General features: G+C 71.8%; 10 protein-coding genes. 6 read left to right on the top strand and 4 right to left on the bottom strand.

Features of this window, described 5'->3' with window-relative positions; all coding sequences use genetic code 11:
* Complete coding sequence (locus QSK32_RS13030) at positions 1–1,593, bottom strand: ABC transporter substrate-binding protein (RefSeq protein WP_285472021.1); 1,593 nt, start codon at positions 1,591–1,593, stop codon at positions 1–3.
* Between the two features lie 207 nt (positions 1,594–1,800).
* Complete coding sequence (locus QSK32_RS13025) at positions 1,801–2,409, bottom strand: TetR/AcrR family transcriptional regulator (protein WP_285472020.1); 609 nt, start codon at positions 2,407–2,409, stop codon at positions 1,801–1,803.
* Positions 2,410–2,502: 93 nt separating this feature from the next.
* Here QSK32_RS13025 and QSK32_RS13020 point away from each other — a divergent pair, with 93 nt between their 5' ends.
* The 6 genes from QSK32_RS13020 (at position 2,503) to lon (ending at position 10,560) form a co-directional block, all read left to right on the top strand.
* Positions 2,503–3,252: an SDR family NAD(P)-dependent oxidoreductase gene (locus QSK32_RS13020; RefSeq protein ID WP_285472019.1), complete on the top strand. Its 750-nt coding sequence runs from the start codon at positions 2,503–2,505 to the stop codon at positions 3,250–3,252.
* A 225-nt stretch (positions 3,253–3,477) separates the two neighbouring features.
* Complete coding sequence (locus QSK32_RS13015) at positions 3,478–4,707, top strand: MFS transporter (RefSeq protein ID WP_285472018.1); 1,230 nt, start codon at positions 3,478–3,480, stop codon at positions 4,705–4,707.
* Positions 4,708–4,716: 9 nt separating this feature from the next.
* Positions 4,717–5,352, top strand: a complete 636-nt coding sequence (locus tag QSK32_RS13010; protein ID WP_285472017.1) for a DUF7919 family protein — start codon at positions 4,717–4,719, stop codon at positions 5,350–5,352.
* Positions 5,353–5,786: 434 nt separating this feature from the next.
* Entirely contained in the window at positions 5,787–6,824 is a 1,038-nt protein-coding gene (locus tag QSK32_RS13005; protein ID WP_285472016.1) for an alcohol dehydrogenase catalytic domain-containing protein, read from the top strand.
* Positions 6,825–7,029: 205 nt separating this feature from the next.
* Complete coding sequence (locus QSK32_RS13000) at positions 7,030–7,911, top strand: helix-turn-helix transcriptional regulator (RefSeq protein ID WP_285472015.1); 882 nt, start codon at positions 7,030–7,032, stop codon at positions 7,909–7,911.
* 324 nt (positions 7,912–8,235) lie between these two features.
* Positions 8,236–10,560 (top strand): endopeptidase La, encoded by a 2,325-nt coding sequence (gene lon / locus QSK32_RS12995; RefSeq protein WP_285472014.1) that lies wholly within the window; start codon positions 8,236–8,238, stop codon positions 10,558–10,560.
* A gap of 2 nt (positions 10,561–10,562) precedes the next feature.
* On the opposite strand, the gene QSK32_RS12990 is transcribed toward lon, so the two are convergent.
* Positions 10,563–13,430, bottom strand: a complete 2,868-nt coding sequence (locus QSK32_RS12990) for a toll/interleukin-1 receptor domain-containing protein (protein ID WP_285472013.1) — start codon at positions 13,428–13,430, stop codon at positions 10,563–10,565.
* A 39-nt stretch (positions 13,431–13,469) separates the two neighbouring features.
* Positions 13,470–14,288, bottom strand: a complete 819-nt coding sequence (locus QSK32_RS12985; protein ID WP_045739844.1) for a helix-turn-helix transcriptional regulator — start codon at positions 14,286–14,288, stop codon at positions 13,470–13,472.
* Positions 14,289–14,359 lie beyond the last annotated feature (71 nt).

Here is a 14,359-nt window from a genome sequence, read left to right as displayed (position 1 = left end):
TCAGCCCAGCATCCGGATGCTGGTCGGCTGGATCGAGCCGGCGACCTCGGCGGTCGCCCCGGCGAAGAAGATCGGCGACTCGGTCTGCCCCAGCGGGTACGCGTCGACCCGGTCGATCAGCTCCTTCTCGGCGCTCTGCCACAGGTCGCAGGCCGCCGCCGAGTCGGTGGCGGTGAACGCCTGCTGGGCCAGCGTGTTGTAGGCCTCGTTGTGTACGGCCATGAAGTTGTAGCCGCCGTCCTCGCTGGTCTTGCCGAGGAAGAAGAGGCTGAGCACGACCGGCGTTCCGGGGGCCAGCTGGATGAAACCGGTGTCCCAGTCGTACGACTGGTAGAGGTCCGCGGACCAACCGGCCGGGTCCTCGGCGACCAGTTCGGTGGCGACGCCGATCTCCTTCCACTCGGCCTGGATCTCCTCGGCGCCGGCCGCGTGGCTGGGGGTCCCCGCGTCGTACAGGAACCGGATGGTCAGCGGCTTGCCGTCCTTCGCCCGCATGCCGTCCGGGCCGGCGAGGTAGCCGGCCTCGTCGAGCAGCGCGGCCGCCTTCGCCCGGTCGGTGGCCGGCAGCGTCCACTTCGGGCCGCCCGCGACGCACAGCAGCGGGGTCTGCACCACCAGCGACGTCATCGCGAGGTAGTTGCCGTCGGTCACGACCTCACCGACCGCCTGCCGGTCGAGCGCCAGCGTGAGCGCCTGACGGACCCGCACGTCGGCGGTGGGCCGGTCGGCCCGCTCGTTGAAGAGCATCTCGCCGATCGGGTTCGGCACCCCCGCCGAGGTGAGGCCGGAGGCGGTCAGGCGGGTCCGGTCGGCGCCGGCGATCCCGGCCGCGTTCAGGCCACCGGAGAGGAGCAGGTTCGCGGCGGTGGACTCGTCGGTCACCACCTTGCCGATCACCTTGTCGGGCAGGCCCTCGGTGCTGCTGGTGACGCCGGGCGGGCCCCACGTGTGGTCGGTGCGTTTGGTGTACTCGTACTCGGTGCCGGCCTTCACCGAGGTCAGCTTGAACAGCGCGGTGCCGTCGGTGCTGTCCTTGAGCGAGTCGGGATCGTCGAGTCCGGCCTGGCAGACCATCTCGACCGAGCCGGTGGACGCGAGCAGGAACGGGTTGTTCGTCTTACTGGTGATCGTCAGCTTGTTGCCGTCGGCGGTGGCCGACATGTCCGCGGTGATGTTGGAGCCGTGCCAGAACGTGCCGTTCTTCGCGTCGGCCTGGTAGGTGATGTTCGCGGCCGCCGTCGTGGCACTGAACGGGCTGCCGTCCGAGCAGGTCACCCCGTCCTTCAGGGTGTAGGTGATCGTGGTCGGCGTCTCGGTCCAGCTCGCGGCGAGCCACGGCTGGAACTCGCCGGCGGGGGTGGTGTGGACCAGCGACTCGTACGCGTACGGGACGAGCGCACGTTGCACGAGCGACACGCCGGTCAGGGGGGAGAGGCTGCCCGGGTCGTCGTTGAGCGCCACGGAGAACGTGCCGCCCGAGACGAAGCCGGCGGACTCGGGTGGTGCGGTCGCCCCGCCGCAGGCGGCGACGGTCACCGCCGTTATCGCTGCCGAGGCGGCCACTGCGGACGCCCGGGTGTGCTTCATGGCCATATCTGTCGTCCTTCGTTCGATGCGATGAGGAGCGGGCAGAGGGGAGCCGTTTCGCTGAGGACGTGGGTCGGCGCCGATGCCTCGGAGCCATGATTCGAGGCTATGAAGCACGGATGCGCCCGACAATGTTTCGACAATGCAAAGAAATAGCCGGTCCTGTGCTGGGAGCACAGAACGCGGCTGGGCGGTTGGGGCGGTGCGGGTGGGTCAGGCGGGTGGCCAGTTGCGGACGGCGGCGTCGGCGAGCTGCTGCAACTCCTCGCGGGTCGCGCCGGCTGAGGCCTGCACGGCGAGACCATCCGCGGTGGCCATCAGGTAACGGGCGAGCAGGTCGGTGTCGGTGCCCTCGGGCAGGTCGCCGGCGTCGACCGCGTGCTGGAACCGGTCGCGCAGCCGGGCCCGGTTCGCCACACGCCAGTCGTCCAGGGCGGCACGCAGCGGATTCTCGAGGTTCGCGGCGGCGGTGAACGCCTGTGTGGACATGCAGCCGGCCGGTCCGCCGGGCCAGGTGCACGTCCGGACCGCGCCGGTGAGGTACGCGGTGGCCACGTCGCGGGACGTCGGCTCGTCGAGGGCGGTCACGGCGTACGCTGCGGGGCCCTCGGCGTAGCGGACCAGGGCCTTCTGGAAGAGCTCGTCCTTGTTGCCGAAGGCGGCGTAGAGGCTGGTCTTGGTGATCCCCATCGCGCGGGCCAGGTCGCTGAGGCTGACCCCGTCGTAGCCCCGGCTCCAGAAGACCAGCATGGCCTTCTCCAGCGCCGCGTCGGCGTCGAATCCTCGTGGCCGGCCCACCGGCGCGTTCTGCCTGCTCTCCACGACCCGATCATATCCCTTCTGTTCCGGGCGGAACATAACTGCTAGTGTTCTGTTCCGTTCCGACCGGAACAGAATTGTCAGGAGGTCAGCACCATGAACCGACTCGCAGGCAAGACGGCCGTCATCACCGGTGGCGGCACCCGCGGCATCGGCAGGGCCACCGCGGCCCGGTTCGTCGCCGAAGGCGCCCACGTGTTCATCACCGGCCGCCGCAAGACCGAGCTGGACGAGGCGGTCGAGGTCCTCGGCGCCGGCGTCACCGCGGTGCCCGGCGACATCACCGACCCCGACGACCTGGACCGCCTCTACGAGACCGTCCGCGCACACGGCCGCGGCCTGGACGTGCTCTTCGCCAACGCGGCCACCGCCTCGTTCGGCACCGTCGAGACGCTCACCGCCGAGGAACTCGGCCGGGTCCTCGGCGTCAACGTCACCGGCACGATGCTGACCGTGCAGAAAGCGCTGCCGCTGCTCAACGAGGGTGCATCGGTGATCGTCAACGCATCCACCGCCGCCGACAACGGCACCGCCGGCTTCGGCGCGTACGCGGCGTCCAAGGCCGCCCTCCGGACCCTCACCCGGACCTGGGCCAACGAGCTCAAGGGCCGGGGCGTGCGGGTCAACGCGATCTCACCGGGACCGACCGATACGAGCGGCATCACCGAACTCGTCGGCGAGGACGACGCGGTGGCCTTCAAGGCCAACGAGGGCGGCCGCATCGCCATCGGCCGCATCGGCCGGCCGGACGAGATCGCCGCCGCGGTCGCCTTCCTCGCCTCCGGCGACAGCAGCTTCATGCTCGGTGCGAACCTGTACGTCGACGGCGGCGAGAACCAGATCTGACTCCGCGGTTCCGCCGTCGTCGCCGGGGACAGCCGCGGAGCCGCACTGCGCGCTGTCGCTGCTGCCCCCGGCCGACCATGAACGGGCCGGCCGGGGGAGCAGGCTACCGTGCTGGTCGGGTCGCCGTGACCCGGAACCGTGCTGGTCGGGTCGCCGCGATCCGGAACCGTGCTGAGGAGCAAGATGTGCGCCGCCGAATCGTCACCCCTGCCGACACCAGCACCGGTGCGACGGTTCGCCGCGCTCCGGGTCGCTGACAGCCGGACGTACCTCGTCGGCGCCAGCCTGGCGATGATGGCGGACAACATCGAACACGTCATCACGTACTGGGTGCTGTGGGAGAAATTCCACTCCCCGGCCCTCGCCGGCTTCCAGGTGATCAGCCACTGGCTGCCGTTCCTGCTCTTCTCGCTGCTCTCCGGCGCCCTGGCCGACCGCTACGACTGCCGTCGCGTCATCCAGGCCGGACAGGCACTGTTCATGCTGGTCTCGGCCGCCTGGGGAGTGCTGTTCCTGACCGGGGAACTGGAGATCTGGCACGCCTGTGTGCTGCTGGTCCTGCACGGCTGCGCCGGGGTGCTGTGGGGGCCCGCCGAGCAGATGATGCTGCACGACTTCGTCGGCCGGGAGGCGCTGCCCAGCGCGGTCCGGCTCAACGCCACGTTCAAGAGCCTCGGCGTGCTCTGCGGCCCGGCGGTCGGCTCGCTCCTGCTGCTGGGCCTCGGCCCGACCGGCGGGATCTTCGCGAACATCGCCATCTACCTGCCCTTGACGATCTTCCTGTTCCGTACGCGGTACACGGGTCACGTCCGCGACGCGGGCACCCGGCAGTCCCGCCCCGGATTCCGGGACACGTTCCGGGTGCTGCGCGACGTCCGCGACGACAGCCTCCTGGTCGGCATGATCGTCCTGGCGGGCCTGGGCGCGTTCTTCGTCGGCGCATCGTTGCAGTCGACGATGCCGGTGTTCGCCAACGACCTCGGTGCGGGGAACGCCGGCACGGCGTACGGCGTCCTGCTCTTCGCCGCGGGAGTCGGCGGCGTGGTGGGCGGCGTGGTCCTGGAGGCCACCGGCTGGATCCGCCCGAGCGTGCCGGTCGCGGTCGTCGCCACCGTGGTGTACGGCGCGACCACCCTCGTCTTCGCGGTGACCGGAAGCTATCCGCTGGCCCTCGGCATGCTGGTGCTCAGCGGCATCGCGAACCTGGTGGCCACGTCGACCGCCCAGACCGTGGTCCAGATGCGCGCCCCGGCCGCCGAACGGGGCCGGATCCTCGGCCTCTACGGCATGTCGTCGAGCGGCCTGCGCCTGGGCAGCGGCTTCACGGTCGGCGCGGCGGGCACGGTCGTCGGCGTCCACACTTCCCTGGCCGCGAGCGCCGGAACGATGTGCGTCGCCGCGCTGGCCGTCGGCGCCTACAGTGCGCGGGGCCGCACCCGCCCGGTCCGAACCTAGGAAGCCGACATGGAATACGTGGATCTCTCGCCGTACCGCTACCAGGAGTCGCCGCTGCCGATGCTCTCGGTCGGCTGGTTGGGGCCGGGCGGCGGCGTTCAGGGTGCGGGTTCGCGGCCGGTGGACGACGCGGATCTCCGGCGGATCCGGGACGCCTCGGTGCACCTGTCGAGCCGGATGCTGGGCTTCCACGAGTGTGAGTTCTGCGCCGAGGGCTCCCGGGTTCGCGGGAACGGCGAGTACCACTACTACCTGAGCAGCGGTGAGTCGTACGCCGCCCCGGCCATGATCGTTCACTACATGGAGGTCCACGGGTACCGGCCGCCCGAGCAGTTCCGGGACGGCCTGCACGCCACCGCCGAGCCGGCCTGGGACGATCGTGCCGATCGGCTCCGCGGACTGCTGCTCGACACCGCCGAAGATCTGGAGTTCCGATGCAAGGCGATCACCGAGCTGCCGCACTGGCGTCATCCGGCGGCCTTCGAGGCGCTGCTGCAGGTCGCCCAGGACGATGAGCTGGTCGACATCGCCGGTGATCAGATAGGCATGGCGCTGGCCGCTTACGAGGGCGCCCCCTTCGCGATGGACCTCGCGAATCGCGACCTCCCGAGTTTCGTGAGGCTCGGCATGGGGGCGGTTCAGTAGCCCAGCCGTCGTTGAGGGTTGTGCTTCGCCTTCTGGACAGCCGTGGTCGACGGCTCAGCCCGTCGAGCCGTCGACCACGGCTGTTTCCGGTCCTCCCGTCGACCACTGTCGACGGCTGCGGTGACCGAGCCGTCGGCCAGGGTTGTCCGAAGGCCGAAACACAGCCCTCGGCGACGGCTCAGCCCGTCGAGCCGTCGACCACGGCTTACCCCGGCACGCGGATCTACCACTGGCGACGGCTGGTGGGGCGCCGGCCGTCGTTCACGGTCGTTTTCGGCTCGCGGACGAACCACTGGCGACGGCTGGGGTGACCGGGCCGTCGGCCACGGCTGTCCAGAAGGCGAAACACAACCCTCTACGACGGCTGGGGGTACTTTCGCCACCCCCACAAACGCAGCCTGGAACCGTGGCTGAGCAGCGGCTTTGCTGGTCCCATGCGAGCCACTCTTCTCTACGGCGCCGGCGATGTCCGCGTCGAGACCGTTCCCGATCCCGTCCTCAAACGTCCGACCGACGCCCTCGTCCGGGTGACGGCCGCCTGCATCTGCGGGTCGGATCTGTGGCCTTACGCCGGAATGCCCGCCGGTAGCCCGCCCGCCCGGATGGGCCACGAGTTCGTCGGGGTAGTCGAGGACGTCGGCGCCGAGGTGACCACCGTCCGCAAGGGTGACCTGGTCATCGCCCCGTGGAGCATCTCCGACGGCACGTGTGAGTACTGCCTTGAAGGTCAGCAGAACGCCTGTGCGCACTTCAGCATGTGGGACCTGGAACCCGACGAGGGCGGCCAGTCCGAGGCGGTGCGCGTCCCGTTCGCCGACGGCACCCTGGTCAAGGTCCCCGCGGGCGTCGACGAGGCGCTGCTCCCGTCCCTGCTGACCCTCTCCGACGTGTTCGGAACCGGTCATCACGCCGCGGTGTCCGGCGGCGTCACCCGGGGCGGCACCGTCACCGTCGTCGGCGACGGGGCGGTCGGCCTGCTCGCGGTATTGTCCGCCAAGAGGCTGGGCGCCGAGCGGATCATCCTGATGGGACGGCACCCGGCCCGGACCGGACTGGGCCGCGACTTCGGCGCCACCGACGTCGTCGCCGAGCGCGGCGAGGCGGGCATCGAGGCGGTGCGAGCGATCACCGGCGGTCACGGCACGCCGGTCGTCATCGAGGCGGTCGGTACCCGCCACGCCTACGACCAGGCCGTCGGCGTGGTCCGGGCGGGCGGCACGATCAGCAGGGTCGGCGTCCCGCAGTACGAGGAGGCGCCGATCGGACTCGGCAGTCTCTTCCTGCGCAACGTGCGCCTCGCCGGCGGCGCCTCGCCCGCCCGCGCCTACATCGCCGAGCTGCTGCCCGGCGTCCTCGACGGCAGCCTCGACCCGGGCCGCGTCTTCGACGTCACGACCGGCCTCGGCGGCGTCCCGGACGGTTATCGCGACATGGCCGCCCGCAAGGCCCTGAAAGTGCTGATCAAACCCTAAATCAAGATCAAACGCATGATGTCCCAGCCGGGTGGGTGGTGCTGACCGTCGCTCCCGCGGAGGCCGGGCGCGAGGATCTGGCCGCCGGCGCGTCCAGGGCGATCCTCGCGCCCTTCATTCTGCGTGCGTGGTCACCCGATGAGCGGCGTGAAGGGGGCAGAATCGGTACCCGTCTTCGCGCCCGCTCCGCTCGTACCCTGGGAGTGTGACCGTGAACGACAACCGTGCGGACGTCCGCGACTTCCTGGCCAGCCGCCGCGCCCGGATCACCCCCGAGCAGGCGGGTCTCCCGTCCGGGCCACGGCGCCGCGTGCCCGGTCTGCGCCGTGAGGAGGTCGCGGTGCTGGCCGGGGTGAGCCCCGAGTGGTACCGCCGTCTGGAGAAGGGCCACATCGCCGGAGTCTCCGACGAGGTGCTCGACGCCGTCGCCCGGGCGTTGCGTCTCGGCGAGGAGGAACGCACCTACCTGTTCGACCTGTCCCGGGCCGCTCGCCCGGTCCAGCGCGACCGCCGTTGCCGGGGGATGGAGCCGCTCCCGCCGCAGGTGCAGTGGATGCTCGACGCGATGACGATGAGCGCCGCCTTCGTCAGCAACGGCCGCTGGGACGTGCTGGCGACCAACGCCCTCGGCCGAGCCCTGTACGCCCCGATGCTCACCAGCGGTGAGGCCCGCGGAAACCTGGCGAGGTACCACTTCCTGGATCCCCAGGCGGCCCGCTTCTACGACGACTGGACGGGCGCCGCGGACACGATCGCCGCCCTGCTGCGCGCCGAGGCCGGCCGTTTCCCCTGCGACGAGGCCCTGCGTTCCTTGATCGCCGAACTGTCCGCGGCCACTCCCGAGTTCGCCGACCGCTGGGCGTCCCACGACATCCTCCTGCGCAGCAGGGGCACCAAACGCTTCCGCCACCCGGCCGTCGGCATGGTGGAGCTGGCCTACCACTCGATGGCGCTGCCCACCGCCGCCGACGCCTCTCACCTGCTGACCACGTACACGGCAGAGCCCGGTTCCGCCACCGAGGAACAGTTACGCCTGCTGGCCAGCTGGTCCCTCCCCGCATCGCCGCAGCCCGCCGACCATCCCTGAGTGCATCTCGCCACCGGCGTAGGGGATCACTGCCAGCGGATGGTCGTCAGCTGGTCCTGCGCGGCTTTGCGGAGGATCTCCTCGCCCACCGTGGCGGGAGCGCTGAGCCGACCTGATGTGGCGACGGCATCGCCGGGTCGACCTCGTGCACATCGTGCAGGAACGCTGTCAGGCCCTCACCCGGCAGCAGGAGATGGCGGGCGAAGGCGGTGGCCCGGCTCCCCGGTGCTCGGCGGAGGCGGGGCGTTCGCCGGGAGCGAACGGTGGAAGATCGTGGATGGCGGCGCGGTTGAGTCGGGCGTACTCAACTTTCCGGAGGTAACCGTGTCCAGCAAGAGACTTCCCGTGCTGTTCCTCGACGACGTGGTCCTCCTCCCGGGCATGGTCGTCCCGATCGAGTTGGACGAGGCGGCGCGGGCTGCCGTCGACGCCGCCCGCACCGCGGCCGGCTCCGAGCTGCTGATCGCCCCGCGGCTGGAGGACCGGTACGCGTCCTACGGCGTGGTGGCGACCGTCGAACGTGTCGGCAAGTCCCGGGGCGGGTCGCCGGCCGCCGTGTTGCGCACCGGCGTGCGGGCCCGCATCGGCAGCGGCGTGACCGGGCCGGGCGCCGCCCTCTGGGTCGAGGCGGAACCGGTCGTCGCCGGTCCGGCCGGTGAGCATGTCAAGGAGCTCGCCGCCGAGTACAAGCAGCTGGTCGTGTCGGTGCTGCAGAGCCGCGAGGCGTGGCAGGTCATCGACTCGGTCAGCGCCATCGAGGACCCGGGTGACCTGGCCGACACCGCCGGCTGGGCGCCGTACCTGTCCAACGACCGCAAACGTGAGCTGCTGGAGAACCCGGACGTCGAGGCCCGGCTGCGGCTGCTGATCGAGTGGACCCGGGACTTCCTGGCCGAGTCCGAGGTCAGCGACAAGATCGATCACGATGTCCGCGAGTCGGTGGAGAAGCGTAACCGCGAGTACCTGCTGCGTGAGCAGTTGAAGGCGATCCGCAAGGAGCTCGGTGAGGGCGAGGCGGACGGCACCGACGACTACCGGAGCCGGGTCGAGACGGCCGAACTGCCCGACGCGGTCCGGGAGGCCGCCCTGCGCGAGGTCGACAAGCTGGAGCGCGGCGGCGACCAGAACCCGGAGGCGGGCTGGATCCGCACCTGGCTGGACACCGTGCTCGACCTGCCGTGGACGGTGCGCACCACCGACAACACCGACCTGGACGCGGCCCGGGCCGTCCTCGACGCCGACCACCACGGCCTGGACGAGGTCAAGGACCGGATCGTCGAATATCTGGGGGTACGCGCCCGCCGGGAGTCCCGCGGGCAGACCGTCGTCGGTGGGCGCGGTTCCGGTGCGGTGATCCTGCTGGCCGGTCCGCCCGGGGTCGGCAAGACCTCGCTGGGGGAGTCGGTCGCGCGTACCCTCGGCCGGAAGTTCGTCCGGGTCGCTCTCGGTGGTGTCCGTGACGAGGCGGAGATCCGCGGACACCGGCGCACCTATGTGGGTGCCCTGCCCGGCCGGATCGTGCGGGCGATCCGCGAGTCCGGTTCGATGAACCCGGTGGTGTTGCTCGACGAGGTCGACAAGGTCGGCAGCGACTACCGCGGTGACCCGGCGGCCGCGCTGCTGGAGGTGCTGGACCCGGCGCAGAACCACACGTTCCGCGACCACTACCTGGACCTGGACCTCGACCTGTCGGACGTGCTGTTCATCGCCACCGCCAACGTCCTCGACTCGATTCCGCAGGCGCTGTTCGACCGGATGGAACTCATCACGATCGACGGCTACACCGAGAACGACAAGGTCGCCATCGCCCGGGACTTCCTGGTGCCGCGGCAGCGGGAGCGGGCCGCTCTCGCCGACGACGAGGTGACGATCACCGAGGACGCGCTGCGGGAGATCGCCGCGCTGTACACCCGGGAAGCGGGGGTACGTTCGTTCGAGCGTCTCCTGGCGAAGGCGTTCCGGAAGGCCGCCCTGGGCACCCTTCCCGCCACCGTCGACGCCGCCGACCTGAAGGACCTGATCGGGCGGCCGCGGTTCACCCCGGAGTCGTCCGAACGGACCGCGGTGCCCGGTGTGTCGACCGGTCTGGCGGTGACCGGGATGGGCGGTGACGTGCTCTACATCGAGGCGTCGCTGCTGCCCGGCGACAAGGGCGGCCTGTCGGTGACCGGTCAGCTCGGCGACGTGATGAAGGAGTCGGCGCAGATCGCCCTCTCCTACGTGCGGGCACACGCGGCCGAGCTGGGGATCTCCCCGGAGCAGCTGGACCACCCGATCCACCTGCACGTCCCGGCGGGCGCGGTGCCCAAGGACGGACCGTCGGCGGGCGTGACCATGACGACCGCGCTGGTGTCGCTGCTGCTGGGCCGCAACGTCCGGGCCGACGTGGGGATGACCGGCGAGGTGTCGCTGACCGGCCGGGTCCTGCCGATCGGCGGGGTGAAGCAGAAACTGCTCGCCGCGCAGCGGGCCGGCCTGACCGAGGTGTTCCTGCCGCAGCGCAACGCCCCGGACCTGGACGAGGTGCCGGCCGACGTGCTCGAGGCGCTGACCGTGCACACCGTCGCCGACGTCCGCGACATCCTCGCCGCGGCGCTGGAGCCGGTGACGGCCGAGCCGGTCACGGCCGAGGTGACGACGGCTGCCTGACGTCAGGGACCTGGGCACAGCCGGACGGTCTCCGGCGTGTCCAGGTACCGGCGCCACTCGACGGCCCCGGACGACGCCGCATCGGTCATCGTGCAGGCGGACTCCGGGGCCTCGGCGCGCAGCCGGACGAGCCGCGACATGTCCCAGCTCTGCACCCCCAGGTCGTCGGCGGGGCCCGGGACCGGCGTCGTGACCGACACACGGCGGCTGTCGCGGGTGACGGTGATGGTCGAGGCCTCGCCCTCGTACGCCAGGGGCAGCGGTGTGCCCAGCGGACGCGGATCGCGGGGATCCTCGACGTTCCACAGGACCAGGGTCTGCCGGCTCACTCCCGCCAGCGTCCGGCCGTCCGGGGTGAAGGCGACCGGGTCCGCCGTCTTCGGTAACGACTTCGCCAGGCGTACCGGCGCTGAGAGGTCGGAAAGGTCGTAGAGGCGGGTGTCGGAGCTGTCGGCGACTGCGAGAGTCGCACTGTCCGGCGACAGGGCGAGGGACTTCACCAGCGTCTCCCGGGTGCCGTCGATTCGGGACAGCTGCCGGGGCCGGCCCGGATCGGTGAGGTCGTAGACGGTGACGGTCGAGGTGAGGACCCCGTTGCCGTCGTCCTCGTCGACGCCGTCGATGACCAGCAGCCGCCCGTCCGCCGAGAACGCGGCCGGCGGCACCACCCCGGTCATGGCGGGACCGAGCGGGGCCGGCCGCGACGGGTCGGTGACGTCCCAGAGCTGGGCACGTTCCGCCCCGGCGGTGATCAGCAGATGGAAACCGGGGTCGAAGGCGGCCCAGGTCACGGCGGAGAGCCGGTCCGCGGGGACGGGCAGTTGCCGGGACCGCCCGTCCGGTCCGGTCTGCCACAGGACGGCCTGGCCGTCGAGGTCGGTCGTGACGATCAGCCGCCCGTCCGGTGAGGGCAGTGCGCGTACGCGATAAGAAGTCACCGTCCCCGGAGCGCCCAGGACGCCGCGGAGCATCTTGCCCTCCGCACTGGCCCACCACGGGTCCGCGGGCGTGCCCCGCGGCCGCAGCGTGACCGTCCCGGCGGCGTCCGGCGCGGTCCGGCCGTGCGCGTCCCAGACGATGCCGGTGGTGTCGGCGGAACCGGTCACCAGGATCCCACCGTCGCCGGCGAAGACCACCGTCCGGACGTCGTCCTGATGGGCCTCACCCGGGGTGTCGACGGCGATGGGATCGTTGCGGTCGTGCACGTCCCACAGGCGCAGGCTGCGCCCGCCGGCCTCGGCGAGGAGCCGCCCGTCGGGGGAGAGGGCGACGCCCGCGACCGGATCCGGCCGGCTGCCGAACGCCGTGTCCATGCGTCGGACCCGCTTACGGTCGGTGATGTCGAACAGGGTGATGCTCCCGGCCCCCGTGCGGTCCTGCCCGCCGGCGGCGACCGTATGCCCGTCGCCGCTGACCGCCACCGAAGCCACCGGCCCGAGTTGCGCGGCGGCGATGCGGCGTGGCGTGCCGGCGTCGTCCACCGCCCACAGGGTCACCGAGCCCGCGATGGTGGTCCCGTCCCCCTGGGACGACCCCATGACCAGGTGACGCCCGTCGCCGGTCGCGGCCAGAGCCATCGGATCGCCGTCCGCCGAGACGGCCGGTGCCCCCGACGGCCGGGCCTGCGCCACGGACGGTGTCCCCCAGAGGTGCAGGCTCGGTTTCGCCGGGTAGGGCTCGACCAGGGTGCCGGCCAGCATCGGCCGGCCGGGGAGGAAGGTCAGGGCCGTCAGCCGCCCGGTCAGCGCCGGAAGCACGCGGTGCCCGACCGCGAAGGGCTGCGCGACGTCCCAGAGGGCCACCCGGCTCACCGCCCGCGACTGGGCCGGATCGGTCACCCCGCCGACCGCCAGCACCGTTCCGCCGGACTCGAACGCGAGAGCGGACACCACGCCGATGCCGAGGTCGGCCGGACCGTGCCGTAGCCGGGGCCGGGCCGGGTCGGCGAGATCCCAGACGCTCACCGCGCCGTCGTCGTCGCCGAGGGCCAGCAGACGCTGCGCGGACGCGAACGCCGTCGCGGTGACCGGTTTGCGATGCGCGCTCAGCGTGCTCACGTACGGCGTGCTTGCCAGGGTCCGGTACACCCCACGATCCGATTCGTCACCGGGGTCGATGCGGTGCGCGGCCAGGCTCAGCCCGAGCGCCGTCCGCGGGTCGGTCGGCAGCGAGACGTCGGCGAGCGCCTGGAGTTGCCGGGCGGTCGCGACCGCCGCCTGCCGTTCGGCCTCCCGCGCCTGGTTGCGGGCGATCACCGCGCCACCGACAGCCGTCACCGCCAGAAGGATCAACACCACGACTGCGGCGATGAGGGTACGCGTCGCGCCCCGTCGCCGCCGCAGATGTTCACCGACCAGGGTGTCCTTGTCGACGCCGAGGATCGGGGCGGCCAGGTCGGCGACGATGTCCCCGAGTAGCGGCCGGCCCGTCGTCCCGGCGTACGGCCGGAGATCGATCCAGTGGGGTTCCTCGGCGAACGCGGCGGCCAGCGAGGGCGAGAGCGCGTCGGTGCCGCCGTCCCAGCGGAGTGTTCCGCCGGTGACCGCGATCAGGATCCGGTCCGTCGACCGGTTCGCCAGCCACCAGTCCACCTCGTGGCCGACCCACCGGGACCGCGCGGACTCCGGGGAGGCCAGCAGGACGAACCACTCCGACCGGGCCAGTGACCGTTCCAGGGACTCCCGGAGTCCCGCCGACGCCGGGAGGCTGGCAAGGTCGTGGAAGACGCGCAGTCGCCGGGACCGCCACCAGCTCCCGGCGAACCGTTCCAGTTCGGCGTGCAGGGCGGCGGCCAGCGCGCCGTCCCGGCTGCGGGCGTAGGAGATGAAGGCGTCGTACCGCGGCGCCGGTCGGAGCGTCGGCTCACCCATGCGCCATGGTATCGACAACCGTAGACGTGTGCGGAAGCGTCAGGCGGCCAGGCTGTGCAGATTCGCGGCCGTCGGGCTGCCGGGCTCGGCGGTGAAGAGCAGGATCTGATGGTCGTGGTCGGGGATGTCCAGGACGTCGTAGTTGAGGGTGAGCGTGCCCGCCGACGGATGAAGCACGGTCTTGACCCCGGTGCGGCCACCCGGGTGTGCGGGACGCGCCCACAGTCTCCGGAACGCCTCGCTGCCCTCGTGCAGTTCGGCCACGAGCCGCCGGGTCCGGTCGTCACGCGGGAACCGGTCGGCGGTGCGGCGCAGCGCGGCGACGGCCTGCTGGGCGAACGCGCTCTCGTCCCGGCTGGACAGGTAGCGGACCGTGGGGTCGGGGTGCAGGAAGTAGCGGCGCAGCAGGTTGTGCTCCTGGGGAAAGGACCCGAAGAAGCCCGCCAGCACGACCCGGGCCAGCGGATTCCAGGCCAGCACATCCGAGCGGCTGTCGCGGACCAGCGCCGCGGTCAGCGGCATCCGGGCGATGAGCTCACGGACGTGCCCGGGGACGTCGGCCGCCGGACTGCCGGGCAGCCGCTCCCACCCGTCGGCCAGGGCGAACAGATGCTCCCGCTCGGTGTCGTCGAGGCGCAGGGCCCGGGCCACCGACCGCAGCACGTGCCGCGACGGCGCCGACCCGCGCGCCTGCTCCAGACGGGTGTAGTGGTCGGTCGACACGTGCGCCAGGCCGGCCACCTCCTCGCGCCGCAGTCCGGGGGTGCGCCGCCGCCCGGAGGCGGGAAGGCCGGCTTCGGCGGGGGTCAGGGCCTCGCGGCGCTGCCGCAGGAAACGACCCATGGCTTGGCGGTTCACGCGCCAAGGTTAGCCACCGCTTAGCCGGTCCTGTTGCCGCCAGGCAGGGACAACTCGTCCCTGCCTGGCCG

It is taken from the genome of Actinoplanes sp. NBRC 101535 (assembly GCF_030269225.1).
GTDB lineage: Bacteria > Actinomycetota > Actinomycetes > Mycobacteriales > Micromonosporaceae > Actinoplanes > Actinoplanes rectilineatus.
The sequence above is the reverse complement of the archived record's forward strand: the minus strand, read 5'-3'. Positions and strand labels throughout refer to the sequence as shown.